We start from the raw sequence: 17148 nt of genomic DNA, 5'->3' as shown, positions 1-17148 counted from the left end.
CCGTGCACCGGTGCGCGGCGCGAGGCTGTCCCACCACAGCTCGGCCACGCCGTCGAAGGGTGCCGGGCTGCCGCGCGGCACGGCCAGCGGCTGCACCAGTGCATCGTCGAGCGTGTGCGACTGCACGTAGCGCCGCAGGCCCAGCACCTCGGCGCGCTCGGCAACGAGCGGTGCATGCACGTGGCGCCAGTGGTGCTGGAACTGCGCACGGTCCAGGTGCGGCAGCCGCCGCAGGCAGAAGACGAGCTTGATCATCGGCGCACCCGGATCAGGCCTTCCTGCGCGACCGAGGCCACGAGCCGGCCCGCGCGGTCGAACAGCGCGCCGCGGCAGAAGCCGCGCGCATGCTCGGCCGAGGGCGAATCGGCGTCGTACAGCAACCAGTCGTCGCAGCGGAAGTCGCGGTGGAACCACATCGCGTGGTCCAGGCTCACGCCCTGCACGCCGGGTTGTTGAAACGCCAGGCCGTGCGGCTGCATCGCCACGCCCATGAAGCTGTAGTCGGAGGCATAGGCCAGCATGGCCTGGTGCAGCAGCGGGTCGTCGGGCAGCACGTCGGCGGTGCGCAGCCAGAGCTGGCTCTGCGGCGGGCGCGGGCCGGCCGTGACCGGGTCGCGCGGATCGACGTAGCGGAACTCGATCGGCCCTTCGACCCGTATCGGAGGTCCAGCGCGCGAGCCGGCACGCGGCGTGAGCGTTTCGGGCGGCGGCGCCTCGGGCATCGCGCACTGGTGCGACACGCCCTCCTCGCGCCGGTGGAACGAGGCCGACATGTGGAAGATCGGCTCGCCATGCTGGATGGCGACCACGCGCCGCGTGGTAAAGCTCGCGCCGTCGCGGATGCGGTCGACGTCGTAGACGATCGGCGCGGCCTTGTCGCCGGCGCGCAAAAAGTAGCCGTGCAGCGAATGCGCCGCATGCCCGTCGACCGTGCGGGCCGCGGCCATCAACGCCTGTCCGAGCACCTGGCCGCCGAAGACGGCGGGCGCGCCGATGTCGGTGCTGGTGCCGCGGAACAGGTTCTTCTCGAGCTGTTCGAGCTGCAGCAGCGCGACGAGCGACTGCAGCGCTTCCGCGCGGCTTGGGCTCACGCGGCCTGCTCCGTGAGATAGAACGAGGTGTTCGATTGCGCGCGATGGCGCAACGCAGGCGAAGGCTTGAAACGCTCGCCGTGGCGCTCTGCGAGTGCATCGCAGCGTGCGACGAAGGCGGCGAGGCCGACGGTCTCGATGTACGAGAGCGTGCCGCCGGTCCAGTCGGGATAGCCCAGTGCGAGGACGGCGCCGAGGTCGGCTTCGACCGGCTGCCTCAGCACGCCCTCCTCGAGGCAGCGCGCCGCTTCGAGCGCGAGCAGCGACAGCAGGCGTTCGCCGACGGCGCGTGCGTCGGGCTGCGGTGTAGCGGTCTGTGTCGCGGTGGCTTCAGCGGTCAGCGGGCTTTCGGCCAGGCCGGCCTGCCGCGCGGCATTCGCGATGAGCGCGGGCGACACACCCTCGCTAAACAGCGCTTGGCCTTCACTGCGGTACAGCTGCCGCAGCCGTTCGACATACGCAGCATTGACCGCACTCAAGTCGCCCTTGCGCCGCAGCGCCGCGCCCCGGTTCACGAACAGCGTGCGCATCAGGTTGCGCGCCACCGGACCGGCGAGCAAAGGACCGAAGCACTGCGCTTCGACCGCCAGGCCCGCGTCCATCGGCAGCTGCGTGCCTTCGTACACCGCCGACAGGATGGCCAGCGGCGCCGGCAGGTTGTCGTGCGTGTCGCGCCGCACCTGCGCCAGCGTGGCGCCGAAGCTCGCGCCCGCGTGCGGCGCCAGTGCGCCTGCACCGCCGGGCACCTTGAAACCCTTCACGTCCCACGGCTGCTGGCCGGCCTCGGGGTGGTCGAGCACCCAGAGGCGCGCAACCTGCACGAGCTGGTCGGCCGGCGCGAGCGCATCGACCATGCCCAGCGCCAGCGCCTCGGCCGGCGCCACGTGCTGGCCCGACAGCAGCAGCGGCAGCGCGCGCGCAATGCCGATGAGGCGCGGCAGCCGCTGCGTGCCGCCGCCCACCGGCAGCAGGCCGACCGTGACCTCGGGCAGCCCGACCACCGCACGCGGCTCGTCGAGCAGCACGCGGTGATGGCAGGCCAGTGCCAGCTCGAAACCGCCACCCAGCGCCACGCCGTTGATCGCCACCGCCACGGGCTTGCCGCAGCGCTCCAGCTCGCGCAGCACGCGACCGCCGGGCGCGATGGCCTCGGCGGCATCGGCCGCGCTGCCGCCCGTCGCGTGAAAGCCCACGAGGTCCTTGAGATCGGCACCAGCCATGAAACCGCTGGCCTTGCCCGAGGTGATGACGGCGCCGCGCACGTCGGCGCGCTGCGCGATCTGCGCCACGGCCGCGCGCAGGTCGGCCGTGAAGCCGGGCGTGAACACGTTCATCGGCCGGTCGGGCACGTCGAGGGTGAGGAGCGCGACGCCGTCGGCATCGACCTCGAATCGGATGTTGGAATGCATGAGAAAAGAAAACTTGAAGCAGAAGACGCGCTCAGACGCGCTCGATCACCAGCGCGGTCGACTGGCCCGCCGCGGCGCACAGCGTGACCAGGCCCAGGCCCGCGTCGCGCCGCTCCAGCTCGTCGAGCAGCGTGCCCGTGAGGATCGCACCGGTCGCGCCCAGCGGGTGGCCCAGCGCGATGGCGCCGCCGTTCACGTTGATGCGTGCGGGGTCGATGTCGAAGTGCCGCGCATAGCGCATCGGCACCACCGAGAAGGCCTCGTTGACCTCGAACAGGTCGATGTCGCCGATGTGCAGGCCGCAGCGCGCCAGCAGGCGCTCGGTGGCAGGCATCGGGCCGCCCAGGCTCAGCAGCGGTTCGTCGGCGCACGAGGCGCTGCCGACGATGCGTGCGCGCGGCACGAGGCCGTTGCGCGTGCCGTAGTCGCGGTTGCCCAGCAGCACCGCGCAGGCGCCGTCGACGATGCCACTCGAGTTGCCGCCCGTGTGAATCGGGTCGATGTGCGAGAGCTGCGGATAGCGCTGCAGCAGGATCGCTTCGTAGCCCTGCGCGGCCACGCCGGCGAAGGCGGGCTTGAGCTTGGCGAGGTCGGCCATCGTGGTGCCGGGGCGGTTGGCCTCGTCTTTCGCGAGCACGGTGCGGCCGAGCCGGTCGCGCACGGGCACGAGCGAGCGGTCGAAGCGGCCCTCGGCCTGCGCCACGGCGGCACGGCGCTGGCTTTCCATCGCGTAGGCATCGACCGCCTCGCGGTCCACGCCGTCGAGCATGGCCATGAGGTCCGCCGCCACGCCGTTGGGGATGTAGGGGTAGCGCTGGCCCACGGCGGGGTCGGTGTAGACCGCGCCGCCGTCGCTGCCGATGGCCACGCGCGACATCGACTCCACGCCGCCGCCGATCACCGCGTCGGCCTGGCCCGAGGCCACGAGGCCGAAGCCCATCTTGAGCGTGTCAAGCGCCGAGGTGCAGAAGCGGTTGAGCTGAAAGCCGACCACGCTGTCGCCGTAGCCCGCCGACAGCAGCGCCACGCGCGCGATGTCGGCGCCCTGCTCGCCCACGGGCATCACCACGCCCAGGCCCACGTCCTCGATCTGCGTGGGGTCGAGTGCATGGCGTTCACGCAGTGCCTGCAGCATCTGCGTGGCCAGCTGCACCGGCGTGATGGGGTGCAGCGCACCGTCGGCGCGCCCCTTGCCGCGCGGGGTTCGCACGTGGTCGTAGATGAAAACGTCGTGGGTCATGGGCAGGGCGCTGCCCGGGTGCGCAGGGCCACCGGATGCAGGGGAATTCAGTTTGTCTGTGGCCAGTTTAGGAAGCAGAATCGGTTGCCGGAATCGTCGGAAGCGACGGAATTTCCAGGCATTCACTCCCCCTTCGCGATGCCTGCACCAGCCCCCGTTCCCCCTTCCTCGCTCCGGATTCTCGAGACCAAGCTCAACCCGCCGGCCTTCGTGGCCACGCAGGTGCCGCGCACCGCCATCAGCGAAGAAATCGCGGCCGCGACCGTCAAGCTCGTGCTGGTGCGCGCACCCGCCGGCTTCGGCAAGACCACCGCCATGGCGCAGATCCGCGAGCGCATGGACGCGCAGGGCATCGCCACCGCCTGGCTCACGCTCGACCGCGCCGACAACGACGTGTCGCGCTTTCTCAACTGCCTGGCCGAGGCCGTGCAACGCATCGGCGTGGACGAGCCCGCAAGCCACGCGCCCTTCGACGCCGTGGCCGCGCTGGCCGCGCACGACTCGCCCTTCACGCTCTTTCTCGACGACTTCGAGGTGGTGCAGGAGCCCGCCGTGCTCGGCCTCGTGCGCGAGCTGGTCGAGCACCTGCCGCGGCGCGGCCAGATCGTGATCGGCTCGCGCAGCCTGCCCGACCTGGGCCTGGGCCGGCTGCGCGCGCGCGGCCAGCTCATCGAGATCGACACCGACCGCCTGCGCTTCACGCTGGAAGAAACCAGCGCCTTCATCGGCCTGCGCCAGGCGCATGCGCCGCACGCCGCCGCGCAACCGCCGCAGGCGCTGCCGGCCGACATGCTCTCCCAGCTTCACCGCAAGACCGAAGGCTGGGTCGCGGCCATCTGGCTGGCGTCGATGGCGCTGGAGCGGCACGGCATCGAGACCGGCTTCATCGAACGCTTCTCGGGCTCCGACCGCGCCGTGGCCGACTACCTGGCCGAAGACGTGCTCGCGCACCAGCCGCCCGAGATTCGCGACTTTCTGCTGCGCACGAGCATCCTGCGCCAGCTCGATGCCTCGGTGTGCCAGGCGCTCAGCCCGCGCGGCGACAGCGCCGTCATCCTCGAACAACTGGCCGCCGCCAACCTGTTCCTCACGCCCGTGAGCGGCGATGCGGGCGGCGAGGTGCGCGCGTGGCGCTATCACAGCCTGTTCGCCGACTTCTTGCGCGCGCAGCTCGCGCGCGAGCGGCCCGACGAACTCGCGCGGCTGCACCTCGCGGCCTCGGGCTGGTACGAATCGCACGGCCGGCCCGTGCCCGCCATCGACCATGCGATCGAAGGCGGCGACCATCCGCACGCGCTCACGCTGCTCGACAGCTACGCCGAGCAGTTCCTCGAGCAAGGCCGCATGCGCATGCTGGCGCGCTGGTTCTCGGCCATTCCCGAGCACCAGCTGCGCGAGCATCCGTTTCTGCAGCTCATCGCGCTGTGGGCCACCTGCTTCACGCACGGCCCGTGGGACGCCATGCGGCTGCTCGAACAGTCGGGCTGCCTCGAGAGCCCCATTCCCGAGGTGCGCGCCAACGCCCACACGCTCATTCCGCTGCTGCTGGCCATGGAAGACCAGCACGACGCCGCCTACGAGGCCGGCCGCGAAAGCCTCGCGCGCATGCCCACCGGCCTGGCCTTTGCCGAGGGCGTGCTGCTCAACGCCATGGCCCACATCCTCGCGGTGCGTGGCGACCAGCGCGAGGCGCAGCGCCTGCTCGAGGCCGCGCGGCGAGAGCAGGGCAACAGCACCTTCAACCGCATGTACACCGAGTCGCTCGCGGGCCTGTTCGACCTCACCGAAGGCCGGCTGCGCCAGGCCACCGCGCGGCTGCGCATGGCGGTCGATTCGACGCATGCCGTGTCGTACAACCACAGCCACGGCAACGCCTGGGCCGGCGTGCTGTACGCGGGCGCCGTGTACGAGACCAACCAGCTGGTGCAGGCCGAGCACCTGCTGAACGTGTACCTGCCGCTGGCGCGCGACGTGGGCCTGCCCGACCACATGATCCTGAGCCACGTCATGCGCTCGCGCATCGCCTTTCACGCGGGCGACATCGACGCCGCGTTCCAGGCGCTCACCGAACTCGAATACCTCGGCCACCACCGCCAGCTGCCGCGCGTGGTCGCGGGCGCCAAGCTGGAGCGTGCGCACATGCTGCTGCTGCAGGGCAACGGCCCCGCCTCGCGCGACGAGCTGCAGCGCGCCGACGACCCCGAGCTGTGGGAGCGCGAGCGCCGCCAGCGCCTGCCCGCGCACGACCTCGACTACCTCGCGCTCGCCAAGGCACGCTGGGACATCGCCTTCGGCGACGCGCGCGCGGCCCTCACCGTGCTCGACGCCGAACTGCACGCCGCCGTCGCCGCCAACCGCAACCGCCGCGCGCTCAAGCTGCGCGTGCTGCGCGCGCTGGCGCTGCAACGCGCAGGCGACCTCGCCACCGCCATCGAAGAAATCGGCGCCGTGCTGCAGACCGCGAGCCAGGAAGGCTTCGTGCGGCTGATCCTCGACGAGGGCCCGTCCGTGGGCACGCTGGTGCACCGCTATGCCGCCGCCATGCAGCAAGAGGCCGGCGCCGTGGCGCCCGTGCTGCGCAGCGACCCGATATTGGCCGACTACCTGCAGCGGCTGCTGCAGGTGCTCGGCCCGCCGCCCTCACCGATCGACGCCGAAGCGCCCTCGGGCGATGCCACCAAGGAGCCGCTCACGCGCAAGGAGATCCGCGTGCTGCAGCTGTTGGCCGAGGGCTACTCGAACAACGCGATGGGCGAGAAGCTGTTCGTGTCGGAGAGCACGGTGCGCACGCACCTGCGCAACATCAACATGAAGCTGGGGGCCAAACGCCGTACCGAGGCGGTGGCGATTGCGCGGAAGTTGGGCGTGATTCGCTGACCAGCCAGCCACTCAGGCCGCCAGCCGCTGCCGCCTGTCCTGCGCATCCCGCCCCGCGATGTTCTCTCGCGCACGCGTCCAGTCGTCGTCCTTCCACTGCGACATGCGCGAGAAATTCCCGCCCGTGGCCTGGAACTGCGCGCCGTCGATGGCGATGGTCTGGCCGTTGACGTACTCCGAGCCCGGGCCGAGCAGGTAGGCCGCGAGGTTGGCCAGCTCGGGCATGCGGCCGTTGCGTTCCATGGGGTTGCGCTCGGCCTTGTGCTCGCCGCCGCCGGGGTTCAGGCGCGCGCTCATGCCCTCGGTGGGGAACAGGCCTGGCGCGATGGCGTTGAAGCGGATGCCGCGGCCGGCCCACTCGACGGCGAGCGATTGCGTCATCGCATGCAGGCCGGCTTTCGACATGGCCGAAGGCACGGTGAAGGGCGAGCCGTTCCACACCCAGGTGGTGAGGATCGACAGCACCGACGCGGCCTTGCCTTCCGCCAACCAGCGCTTGCCGCACTCGAGCGTCATGCAGAAGCTGCCGCGAAAGACGATGCTCGAGATGGCATCGAAGGCGCGCGGCGACAGATCTTCGGTGCGGCTCACGAAGTTGCCCGCGGCGTTGTTGACGAGGCCGTCGAGCGCGCCGCCGTCGGCCCAGATTTCGTCGAGCATCTCGGTGATCTGCGTGTCCTGGCGGATGTCGCAGGTCTTGGGGATCACGCGCCCGCCGTGCAGGTGCATCAGCTCGGCGGCGGTTTCTTCGAGCACGGGTGCGCGGCGCCCGCAGATGTACACGTCGGCGCCGAGCAGCAGCAGCGCCTCGCTCATCACGCGGCCCAGGCCGCTGCCGCCGCCGGTCACGAGGTAGCGGCGGCCGGCGAGCAGGCCGGGCTTGAACATCAGGTCGTCGAGGGTCATGCGGATCCTTGCGTGTTGTCCATTGAAATTCGGGCGAAGCTCAGCGCCCCGTGTAGACGGGCGCGCGCTTCTCGAGGAAGGCGGTCATGCCTTCGCGGAAATCGCGGGTCTGGGTGCACAGCACCTGGTTGCGGTCTTCCATGGCGACGACCGCTTCCATGCTGCTGGCGTCCACGGCGAAGCCCAACGCCTCCTTGGTAAGACGCAGCGCCACGGGCGTGGCTTTGAGCATGTCGTCGGCCAGCGCCTGCGCCTCGGCCTGCAGCGCGGGCAGTGCATCGACGCGGCTCACGAGGCCCAGTGCGTAGGCGCGCTGCGCGTCCATGAAGCGGCCGGTGAGCATGTATTCGGCCGCGACCGAGCTGCCGACCATGCGCGGCAGGAAGTAGCTCACGCCCACGTCGCAGGCCGACAGGCCGATGCGGATGAAGGCGGCGTTCATGCGCGCGTCGGGCGTGGCCAGGCGCACGTCGGATGCCAGCGCGAGCGCAAAGCCGCCGCCGCTGGCCGCGCCCTGCACCACGCACACGATGGGCTGCGGGCAGCGCCGCATGGCGAGCATGATGTCGCGGATGCCCTTCTGCTGTTCGAGCATGTCGGCCACGCCGAGGTCTTCGCCGCCCGCCTGTTCCTTCAGGTCGAGCCCGGCGCAGAAGGCGCGGCCCGCGCCCTGCAGCACGACCACGCGCTCGGGGCTGCGCGCGTTCAGGCCTTCGAAGTACTCGCGCAGCGCGCGCACCAGCACCGGGTCGAGTGCGTTGAGGCGCTCGGGGCGGTTCAGCGTGAGCCAGGCGACGCCGTCGCGCTGCTCGATCTGCAGCACCTCACTCATGGCCGTCACAGCGCGCGCGAGATCACTTCTTTCATGATCTCGTTGGTGCCGCCGTAGATGCGCTGCACGCGCCCGTCGGCGTACATGCGCGCGACCATGTACTCGGTCATGAAACCGTAGCCGCCGAAGAGCTGCAGGCATTCGTCGACCACGCGGCCCTGCGTCTCGGAGGCCCAGAGCTTGGCCATGGAGGCGGTGGCGGTGTCGAGCCGGCCGGCCACGAGGTCTTCCACGCAGCGGTCGATGAAGGCGCGGCCGACCTTGATCTGCGTGGCGATCTCGGCCAGCTTGAACTTGGTGTTCTGGAACTCGGCGATCGGCTTGCCGAAGGCCTTGCGGTCGCGCACGTAGTCGAGCGTGGCCTGGTAGGCGCCTTCCATAGTGGCCAGCGCGTTCACGCCGATGATGGTGCGCTCGTACGGCAGGTCGCTCATGAGCTGGAAGAAGCCCTGCCCTTCCTGGCCGCCGAGCAGCGCGTCGGCCTGCACATGCACGTCGTCGAAGAACAGCTCGGAGGTGTCCTGCGCCTTCATGCCGATCTTGTCGAGCACGCGGCCCACGCGGTAGCCCTCGCAGCCCTCGGTCTCGACGATGAGGATCGAGGTGCCCTTGGCGCCCTGCGTCGGGTCGGTCTTGGCCACGACCAGCACCACGCCCGCAAGAAAGCCGTTGGTGATGAAGGTCTTGGAGCCGCGGATGCGGTAGCTGCCGTCGGGCTGCTTCTCGGCGCGCGTGCGCACGCCTTGCAGATCGGAGCCGGCGCCGGGCTCGGTCATGGCGATGGCGCCGACCAGCTCGCCGCGCGCCATGCGCGGCAGGTAGTTCAGCTTCTGCGCCTCGGTGCCGTGGTTCAAAAAGTAGTGCGCGACGATGGTGTGCACCGAGCTGGCCATGCCGCTCAGCGCGCGGCGCGCCTTCTCTTCGTAGAACACGGCCTCGTGGCGGAAGTCGCCGCCGGCGCCGCCGTAGGCCTCGGGAATGTCGGAACACAGCAGGCCGAGGGCGCCGGCCTTGCGCCACACCTCGTGGCCGACGTGGCCGCGCTTGCGCGCCTCTTCGTCGTGCGGCACGATTTCGGTCTCGACGAAACGCACCACGTTGTCGCGGTACAGCTCCAGTTCTTCGTCACTCCACGAGCGGCGGAAATCGATGGGCATGGGGTGGTCCTTCAGTGTCTTGAAATGAGGGGAAATGGGGTCAGCCGACGCGGCGCTCTTTACCGGCCCAGAAGGGCTCTCGCAGCTGGAACTTCTGCAGCTTACCGGCGGCCGACAGCGGCAGCGCCTCGCGGAACTCCACGCTGCGCGGGCACTTGTAGTTGGCAATCTGGTCGCGGCAATGGGCGATGACGTCGTCGGCCGTGAGCGGCATGCCTTCACGCAACACGATCACCGCATGCACGCGCTCGCCCCACTTGTCGTCGGGCACGCCGATGACGGCGGACATGAGCACCTGCGGCATCTGGGCGATGGCGTTCTCGACCTCGGCCGAATACACGTTCTCGCCGCCGCTCACGATCATGTCCTTCATGCGGTCGACCACGAACAGCAGGCCGTGTGCGTCCATGTAGCCGCCGTCGCCGGTGTGCATCCAGCCGCCGCGGAGCGCGGCCTCGGTTTCGGCGGGCTTGTTCCAGTAGCCCTTCATGACCATCGGGCCGCGCGCGACGATCTCGCCGACCTGGCCGGGAGGCACCTCGTTGTCCTCGCCGTCGACGATGCGGATCTCGGCCACGGGCACCGGCGTGCCGGCCGCGCGCAGCAGGCGGTTGCGGTCGGGCCCGGGCAGGTGAAAGTGCGGCATCAGCACGGCCACGGTGGGCGAGAGCTCGGTCATGCCGTAGGCCTGCGAGAAGCTCGTGGCGGGCAGCGCCGCCATGGCCTGCTCGAGCAGCGCCACGTCGATGGGCGCGGCGCCGTACAGCAGCATCTGCAGGCTCGACAGGTCGAACTCCGCAAAGCGCGGGTGCTCGATCACGCGCTTGATCATGGTGGGCACCAGGAACATCTCGGTGGCGCGCGCGGCCTGGATGGCCTGCAGGATCGCCACCTCGTCGAACATCGGCACCACGTGCTGCGGCACCAGCCGCAGGATGCTCTGCAGCGACAGCCCGCAGCCGGCCACATGGAACATGGGCACGGCGATGACGACGGCGGCATTGCGCGTCTCGCGCGGCACCGCGGCCACCGAACTCAGCGCGTTGATGTAGAGGCTGCCGTGCGTGAGCATCACGCCCTTGGGCCGGCCGGTGGTGCCGCCGGTGTACATGATGGCGGCCAGCTCGTCGGCGCTGTGCGGCGCGTCGTCGATGGGCTGCGCGTCGGCCAGCAGCGCCTCGTAGCCGACCATGCCTTCGGGCACGGGGCCGTCGCCGCAATACACCACGGTGCGCAGCGACGTCGAGAGCTTGCGCAGCTCGCCGGCCATGGGCGCGAACAGGTCGTCGACCAGCAGGATGCGCGTGTCGCAGTCGTCCAGCGAGTAGGCGACCTCCTTCGGGTTCCAGCGGATGTTCACCGGGTTGATGACGCCGCCGCCCCACCAGGTGCCGAAGAAGAACTCGACAAAGCGGTGCGAGTTGAGGCTCATCATGCCGACGCGGTCGCCGCGCGCCATGCCGAGCTGCTGCAGCACGGCGCCCAGGCGCGCCACGCGGTCGGTGAGCGTCGCGAAGTCGAGGCGATGGGCCCCGCAGACCACGGCGGTTTCGCGGGCCTTCTCGCGGCGGCCTTTGTGCAGGGGCTGGGTGAGGAACATGGGTGTCGTCTCCTTGGTGGTTTTGTCAGGCAACCCGGCGTGCATGGCCGGCCCAGTGCGGCTCGCGCAGGCGGTACTTCATGACCTTGCCGGCGCCCGAGATCGGCAGCGCCTCGGTGAACGCCACGCTGCGCGGGCACTTGTAGCCGGCGATCAGTTCGCGGCAGTGCGCGATGAGCGCGTCGGCATCGGCGTCGGTGCCCGGCTTTCGCACCACCACCGCATGCACGGCCTCGCCCCAGCGCTCGTCGGGCACGCCGATGACGGCGACGGCGGCCACGGCGGGGTGGCGTGCGAGCGCGCCCTCGACCTCGGCGCAGTAGATGTTCTCGCCGCCGCTCACGATCATGTCCTTGTAGCGGTCGACGATGAAGACGAAGCCGTCGTCGTCCATGCGGGCGGCGTCGCCGGTGTGCATCCAGCCGTCGCGCAGCGCGGCGGCCGTCTGCTCCGGCAGGTTCCAGTAGCCCTGCATCACGCACGGGCTGCGCACCGTGAGTTCGCCCACGGTGCCGCGCGGCACCTCGCGGCCATCGCTGTCGCACACGCGCAGGTCGATGCCCGAGAGCGCCTGCCCGGCCGAGGCCAGCTTGCCAAGCTTGCGGCCTTCGGGCGAGTGGTAGTGGCGCGTGAGGTAGCTCACGCCGGCCGACAGCTCGGTCATGCCGTAGCCCTGCGCGAACTCGGCCCGCGGAAAGGTGGCGAAGGCGCGCGCCAGCAGCGCCTCGGTGATCGGCGAGGCGCCGTAGCCGACGAAGCGCACGCTCGACAGGTCGGCCTGCGCGGTGCGCGGGTCGTCCACCAGCATCTGCAGCATCGCGGGCACGGCCATGAGGTTGGTGGCGCGGTCGCGTTCGATGGCGGCGAGCATGCCGTCCACCGAGAAGCCCGGCAGGATGATCTGCGCACAGCCCATGAGCACGCCGCGCAGCAAAAACGACAGCCCCGCCAGATGAAAGAGCGGCGCCACCTGCAACAGCCGCGCGCTGTCGTCGAAGAAGGCGCCGAGCATCGAGACCTGCGCGTTGATCACCAGCGCCGCCTGGCTGAGCATCACGCCCTTGGGCCGGCCGGTGGTGCCGCCGGTGTAGAACACGCCGGCCAGGTCGTCGCCGCCGCGCAGTGCGTCGGGCACGGGCTCGCTCTCGCGGATCAGGGCTTCGCAGTCGACCATGTCGGTCAGGCCGGTGGGCGCCTGGCGCTCGCCCATGTAGACCCAGGTGGTGACGGCGCGCGCGGCGGCGCGCAGCTCGGCGGCCACGGGCAGGAACTGGTCGTCGACGAACAGGATGCCCGTGGCGCAGTCGTCGAGCGAGTGCGCCATCTCGGCCACGCTCCAGCGCGTGTTGACCGGGTTGACCACGCCGCCGGCCCACCACACGGCCAGGTAGTACTCCAGCGTGCGGTCGGCATTGAGCGCGAGCACGCCCACGCGATCTCCCGGTTGCACGCCCAGGCGGCGCAATGCGCCCGCGAGGCGCGCGACACGATCGCCGAGTTCGCCGTAGGTGCGCGTGCGCCCCTGGAACACGGTGGCGACGGCGCGCGGGCTGCACTGCACGGCGCGGTGCAGGGCCTGCGTGAGGTACAGCTTCGGTTGCATGGATTGCATGGTTTGCATGGGCACGGGCTCCTGTCGGTGCGTGAATGCCATGCATGCGCCAACGCGCATGCCCGGGAGAAAGAGACGAAAGACGTCAGCGCGCTTCGGCCACGGGCGCAGCGGCGCCCCAGCGCTGCAGCAGCGCCTGCCCGTCGTCGGGCGACACGGCCGGCGGCACGACCGGCGCGGTGCGGCTGAAGCGCGGCGCGGGCGCGGGCTGCACCACGCCGCCCACGGTGGCGAAGGTGCCGCGCGCCACGTTGTGCGGGTGCTGCGGGGCCTCGTCCCAGTCGAGCACGGGGGCGAAGCAGGCGTCGCTGCCTTCGAGCAGCACGCACCATTCGTCGCGCGTGCGGGTGCGGAACACATCGGCCAGGCGCAGCTTGAGCAGCGGCCAGCGGTCGGCGTCCATCTGGGCGTCGAAGGCGGGGTCGTCGACCAGGCCGCAGCGCTCGCGCAGCAGCGCGTAGAACTGCGGTTCGATGGAACCGATGGCCACGTACTTGCCGTCGGCGCAGGCGTAGGTGTCGTAGAAGTGGGCGCCGCCGTCGAGCATGTTCTCGCCGCGCTGGTTGCTCCACTGGCCGGCCGACTTGAAGCCGTACATCATGGCCGACAGCAGTGCGGCGCCGTCTGTCATGGCCGCGTCGACCACCTGGCCCTGGCCTGAGCTTTTCACCTCGTGCAGCGCGGCCAGCAGGCCGAAGGCCAGCAGCATGGCGCCGCCGCCGAAGTCGCCGACGTAGTTCAGCGGCGGCACGGGCGCCTCGCCCGAGCGGCCGATGGCGTGCAGCGCACCGCTGATGGCGATGTAGTTGATGTCGTGGCCGGCCGCGTGCGCGAGCGGGCCGTGCTGGCCCCAGCCGGTCATGCGGCCGTAGACCAGGCGCGGGTTGCGCGCATGGCATTCGGCCGGGCCCAGGCCCAGGCGTTCCATCACACCGGGGCGAAAGCCCTCGATGAGGATGTCGGCGCGCGCGATGGCGTCGAGCACCGGGGCGGCGGCGCCGGGGGCGCGCAGGTCGACCTCCCAGGTGCTGCGCCCGCGCGCCAGGATGTCGTGGGGGTCGCGCCGCGTGCCGGGGCGCGTGATGCGAAGCACCTCCGCGCCCATGTCGGCGAACAGCATCGCGCAAAAGGGGCCGGGGCCGATGCCGGCCATCTCGACGACCCGAAGTCCTTTCAGGGGTCCTGCCATGTGTGTCTCCTCTGGCGCGCACCCGGCGGCCTGTTGTGTAGAGGCATCTTGGCGCGCGGGCGCCGCCGTCGCATCGTCGGAAGCGACGAAAGCGAGGCAGACCCGTTCAACGGCCCGTGAAGACGGGTGTGCGCTTGGCCGCGAAGGCGACGGCGGCCTCGCGGAAATCCTCGGTCTTCAGCGCCAGCACCTGGGCGCGGTTTTCCACCTCGAGCGCGGCGTCGAGGCTCGGCGCTTCGAGGTTGGCCCACATGAGCTGCTTGGTGTGGCGCGTGGCGTAGGGGCTGTTGCGCAGCACGTCGGCGGCCATGGCGAGCGCGCGCGGCAGCAACGCGTCGTCGTCGACCAGCGCGGCGACCAGGCCGATGCGCTCGGCCTCGTCGGCCGGCACGGGTCGGCCCGTGAGCATGAGCTCGAAGGCGCGCGAGGCACCCACCAGCCGCGGCAGGTGGTAGCTGATGCCGCACTCGCCGGCCGTGAGGCCGATGCGCACCGCGCCCACATGGAACGAGGCCGAGCGCGCGGCCACGCGGATGTCGGCGCCCAGCGTGAGCGCAAAGCCCGCGCCCACGGCCACGCCGTTGACGGCGGCGATCACCACCTTGTCGAGCGCACGCAGCCGCCGCACCATGCCGGCGAACAGCTCCTGCCCCGCCATCAGGTCGGCCACCGAGGGCTCGCCTGCGAGGGGCTCGTCGTCGCGGCGCGTGAGCGGCGTCGTGAGGTCCCAGCCGGCGCAGAAGCCGCGCCCGGCGCCGGTGAGCACCAGCACGCGCACGCTGTCGTCCTGCGCCAGCGCATCGAGCGCGGCACACAGGCGCCGCACGGTGGGCTGACTCAGCGCGTTGAGGCGCGCCGGGCGGTTCAGCGTGAGCAGCGCGATGCCTTCGCGGCTGCGGTCGATGAGGATGTCATCGGTGTCGGACATGGGGCTCTTTCCTTTCAGCGACCGCTCCATAGCGGGGCGCGCTTCTCGATGAAGGCGCGCGGGCCTTCCTTGAAGTCTTCGCTCGCGGCCACGCGCTCGAAGGCGTCGCGCGTGAGGGCGCGCAGCGCGGCCTCGTCGAGCCCGCTGTTCGCCTCGCGCGCCACGCGCAGGCTCTGGCGCACCGCCACCGGGGCGTTGCGCGCGATCTCGGCGGCCAGCGCCAGTGCGGCTTCGCGCAACCCATCGACGTCGGCCACGAGGCGGTTGACGAGGCCGAAGCCATGCGCGCGCTCGGCATCGAGCTGCCCCGCCGTGAGGATCAGTTCGAGCGCGATGTTCGGCGGAATGGCGCGCGGCAGCCGGTACAGCCCGCCCGCCGCAGCGATCAGCCCGCGCAGCACTTCGGGCAGGCCGAAGGCGGCCTGCCGCACGGCCACCACGAGGTCGCAGGCCAGCACGAGTTCGGTACCGCCGGCCAGCGCCTTGCCGTTGACGGCGGCGATCCACGGCTTGCTGCGCTCGCGGTACACGAAACCGGCGAAGCCGCCGCGCTCGGTGCGCAGCGCGCTGCCGCGGCCGGCCGACACTTCTTTCAAGTCGGCGCCTGCGCAGAAGGCCTCGCGGCCCGCGCCCGTGAGCACCACGGCGCGGATGTCGTCGTCGGCCTCGGTGGCATCGACGGCGACTTCGAGCCCCGTCGCCACATCGCCGTTGACGGCATTGCGCGCCTCGGGGCGGTCGATGGTGACGAGGGCGACGTGGCCCGGCAGACGTTCGACGGTGACTACGCTCATGACACGCTCCAGTTCAAGAGTTCATCGGTGCCCGCCGTCACCGTGCCGCTGCAACCGACGGGGCTGCGGTCAAGATCGGTCAGCACCTTCAGCGAGGCCGCATCCGTCGCCTCGACGCGCGCCATGAGCCGTTCGCCGGCCGGCGTGCGCGCGATCACGATGCCCTGCGAGGGCTGGCCGTCGCGGCCATAAACCACGGTGAAGGTCTCCAGCGTGGCGGCGCCCGTGTACTGCAGCACCAGCGGCGGCACCGGCCCGCGCCGCGCATCGGCGGCGGCCTGCACGCTGTAGTCGGGCTTCGGCAGCCCCTGCGGCGGCGGGCTGGAGCCGAGCACCAGCGCGTGGTGCTTGGTGACGTACTCGCCCTGCCCGTAGAGCAGCGCGGCCTTGCCCTTCGGCGCGTCGCGCAGCGCGCGCACCAGGCCGGCGGCGGCGTGCGTCATGTAGTCGCTGTGCGGTGCGCCGAAGAAGCTCAGGCCGCCGGTGGAGGTCATGCGCGCCTCGGGTGCGAGGCCCAGCGTGCGGCGCGCCATCTTGGGCACGATGGGGAAGCAGCTGTACAGCTCCAGCATCTCGAAGGCCGAGGCGTCGCCGCCGACCTGCGCGAGCACGGTTTCCATCACCAGGTCCTGCGCGTGCGATCGGTGGTACTGGTCACGCTGCAGGTAGTCGCGCGGCTCGCGCGCGGCGGCGCCGTCCCACACGTAGACCCAGCGGTCTTCGGGAATGCCGAGTTCGCGCGCATGGCCCACGCTGGTGAGCAGCACGGCCGCGCCCATGTTGACCAGCGGGTTCGCCACCATGTGCTTGGTGTAGGGCCAGGCGATGAGGCGGTTGGCCGTGTCGATGCGCGCGATGTCTTCGGGCGTGAAGGGTTTGCGCAGCCAGGCGTAGGGGTTGGCGGCGGCCACCTCGGAGTAGCGCGCCCACAGGCGCGACGACTCGTCCTGCGCCTGGCGCGGCGTCTGGCCCCAGTGGGCGAGCGCGGCGTTCTCGTAAAAAGGGTAGATGGTGGTCGGCATGGTGGCGCCGAGCCTGATCGCCACGGGGTGGCAGATGTCGGTGCCGCGCACCAGCTTCACGCTGTCGTCGCGCGGCGTCCAGGCCAGCGGCGTGCCGAGCTTGGCGGCGGCGTCGACCGTGTAGCGCGCCTCGGCGCCGGTGACGGCCGCCACGGTGCTCTCGCCGCGCGCGATGCGCAGCGCGGCTTCGTGGATGTAGCGCACCGGCGATTCGCCGCCGGTCTCGCCGTAGACGCTGCGCACCGGGCTGCACCCCAGGCGCGCGTTGAGCAGCGCGGGCGCGTCGGTGTAGGGCCACGAGTATTCGCAGACGATGTCGAGCGAGTCGAGGCCGGCCAGCAGCGCAGCAGCGCCGCTGTCCTGTTCGGCCGCGCGCATGGCGCGTGCCATCAGCTCGATGGGTTCGAGGCCTTCGGCGGCCTCCTTGGTGCGGTGCGTGATTTCGCCGACGCCGACGATGACCGGCGTGCGGTCGTCCAGTGCTGTCATGG

Annotated in this window: 14 protein-coding genes; 1 reads left to right on the top strand and 13 read right to left on the bottom strand. The window is 71.0% G+C overall.

Annotated elements, in window-relative coordinates:
* The 4 genes from AAG801_RS19255 to AAG801_RS19240 form a co-directional block, all read right to left on the bottom strand.
* Positions 1 to 255 (bottom strand): EthD domain-containing protein (locus AAG801_RS19255; protein ID WP_341889796.1); only part of this gene is annotated, 255 nt, incomplete at its 3' end.
* Positions 252 to 1091, bottom strand: coding sequence for an acyl-CoA thioesterase II (locus tag AAG801_RS19250; protein WP_341889795.1), 840 nt, complete (start codon positions 1089 to 1091; stop codon positions 252 to 254). The genes AAG801_RS19255 and AAG801_RS19250, both read right to left, overlap by 4 nt.
* On the bottom strand, positions 1088 to 2500 hold the full coding sequence (locus AAG801_RS19245; RefSeq protein ID WP_341889794.1) for an enoyl-CoA hydratase-related protein: 1413 nt from the start codon (positions 2498 to 2500) through the stop codon (positions 1088 to 1090). Before AAG801_RS19245 ends, AAG801_RS19250 begins: the two co-directional genes overlap by 4 nt.
* A gap of 31 nt (positions 2501 to 2531) precedes the next feature.
* Complete coding sequence (locus AAG801_RS19240; RefSeq protein ID WP_341889793.1) at positions 2532 to 3740, bottom strand: acetyl-CoA C-acetyltransferase; 1209 nt, start codon at positions 3738 to 3740, stop codon at positions 2532 to 2534.
* Between the two features lie 138 nt (positions 3741 to 3878).
* On the opposite strand from AAG801_RS19240, the gene AAG801_RS19235 reads away from it, so the two are divergent.
* On the top strand, positions 3879 to 6617 hold the full coding sequence (locus AAG801_RS19235) for a LuxR C-terminal-related transcriptional regulator (RefSeq protein ID WP_341889792.1): 2739 nt from the start codon (positions 3879 to 3881) through the stop codon (positions 6615 to 6617).
* A gap of 12 nt (positions 6618 to 6629) precedes the next feature.
* Here the strand turns inward: AAG801_RS19235 and AAG801_RS19230 are convergent, their stop codons facing one another.
* The 9 genes from AAG801_RS19230 to AAG801_RS19190 form a co-directional block, all read right to left on the bottom strand.
* Positions 6630 to 7523 (bottom strand): SDR family oxidoreductase, encoded by an 894-nt coding sequence (locus tag AAG801_RS19230; protein WP_341889791.1) that lies wholly within the window; start codon positions 7521 to 7523, stop codon positions 6630 to 6632.
* Between the two features lie 40 nt (positions 7524 to 7563).
* Complete coding sequence (locus tag AAG801_RS19225) at positions 7564 to 8355, bottom strand: enoyl-CoA hydratase/isomerase family protein (protein WP_341889790.1); 792 nt, start codon at positions 8353 to 8355, stop codon at positions 7564 to 7566.
* Positions 8356 to 8360: 5 nt separating this feature from the next.
* Positions 8361 to 9512 carry an acyl-CoA dehydrogenase family protein gene (locus tag AAG801_RS19220; RefSeq protein ID WP_341889789.1) on the bottom strand — a complete coding sequence of 384 codons (1152 nt, stop codon included), beginning with the start codon at positions 9510 to 9512 and terminating at the stop codon, positions 8361 to 8363.
* Positions 9513 to 9552: 40 nt separating this feature from the next.
* On the bottom strand, positions 9553 to 11157 hold the full coding sequence (locus AAG801_RS19215; protein ID WP_341889788.1) for a long-chain-fatty-acid--CoA ligase: 1605 nt from the start codon (positions 11155 to 11157) through the stop codon (positions 9553 to 9555).
* A complete protein-coding gene (locus tag AAG801_RS19210; protein ID WP_341889787.1) occupies positions 11138 to 12733 on the bottom strand; it encodes a long-chain fatty acid--CoA ligase in 1596 nt (531 codons plus the stop codon). Before AAG801_RS19210 ends, AAG801_RS19215 begins: the two co-directional genes overlap by 20 nt.
* A 76-nt stretch (positions 12734 to 12809) precedes the next feature.
* Positions 12810 to 13913 (bottom strand): CaiB/BaiF CoA-transferase family protein, encoded by a 1104-nt coding sequence (locus AAG801_RS19205; protein ID WP_341889786.1) that lies wholly within the window; start codon positions 13911 to 13913, stop codon positions 12810 to 12812.
* A 106-nt stretch (positions 13914 to 14019) separates the two neighbouring features.
* Entirely contained in the window at positions 14020 to 14841 is an 822-nt protein-coding gene (locus AAG801_RS19200) for an enoyl-CoA hydratase-related protein (RefSeq protein WP_341889785.1), read from the bottom strand.
* 14 nt (positions 14842 to 14855) lie between these two features.
* Entirely contained in the window at positions 14856 to 15635 is a 780-nt protein-coding gene (locus AAG801_RS19195; protein WP_341889784.1) for an enoyl-CoA hydratase-related protein, read from the bottom strand.
* Complete coding sequence (locus tag AAG801_RS19190) at positions 15632 to 17146, bottom strand: acetyl-CoA acetyltransferase (protein ID WP_341889783.1); 1515 nt, start codon at positions 17144 to 17146, stop codon at positions 15632 to 15634. Before AAG801_RS19190 ends, AAG801_RS19195 begins: the two co-directional genes overlap by 4 nt.
* Positions 17147 to 17148: the final 2 nt, after the last annotated feature.

The organism is Variovorax sp. YR752 (assembly GCF_943372545.1).
This window is presented reverse-complemented; position numbering and strand designations above follow the sequence as displayed.

Bases quoted from the DNA above. Each gene is read 5' to 3' on its own strand.
- AAG801_RS19245 (WP_341889794.1), bottom strand. From the start codon at position 2,500: ATGCATTCCAACATCCGATTCGAGGTCGATGCCGACGGCGTCGCGCTC.
- AAG801_RS19240 (WP_341889793.1), bottom strand. From the start codon at position 3,740: ATGACCCACGACGTTTTCATCTACGACCACGTGCGAACCCCGCGCGGC.
- AAG801_RS19235 (WP_341889792.1), top strand. From the start codon at position 3,879: ATGCCTGCACCAGCCCCCGTTCCCCCTTCCTCGCTCCGGATTCTCGAG.
- AAG801_RS19230 (WP_341889791.1), bottom strand. From the start codon at position 7,523: ATGACCCTCGACGACCTGATGTTCAAGCCCGGCCTGCTCGCCGGCCGC.
- AAG801_RS19225 (WP_341889790.1), bottom strand. From the start codon at position 8,355: ATGAGTGAGGTGCTGCAGATCGAGCAGCGCGACGGCGTCGCCTGGCTC.
- AAG801_RS19220 (WP_341889789.1), bottom strand. From the start codon at position 9,512: ATGCCCATCGATTTCCGCCGCTCGTGGAGTGACGAAGAACTGGAGCTG.
- AAG801_RS19215 (WP_341889788.1), bottom strand. From the start codon at position 11,157: ATGCACGCCGGGTTGCCTGACAAAACCACCAAGGAGACGACACCCATG.
- AAG801_RS19210 (WP_341889787.1), bottom strand. From the start codon at position 12,733: ATGCAAACCATGCAATCCATGCAACCGAAGCTGTACCTCACGCAGGCC.
- AAG801_RS19205 (WP_341889786.1), bottom strand. From the start codon at position 13,913: ATGGCAGGACCCCTGAAAGGACTTCGGGTCGTCGAGATGGCCGGCATC.
- AAG801_RS19200 (WP_341889785.1), bottom strand. From the start codon at position 14,841: ATGTCCGACACCGATGACATCCTCATCGACCGCAGCCGCGAAGGCATC.
- AAG801_RS19195 (WP_341889784.1), bottom strand. From the start codon at position 15,635: ATGAGCGTAGTCACCGTCGAACGTCTGCCGGGCCACGTCGCCCTCGTC.
- AAG801_RS19190 (WP_341889783.1), bottom strand. From the start codon at position 17,146: ATGACAGCACTGGACGACCGCACGCCGGTCATCGTCGGCGTCGGCGAA.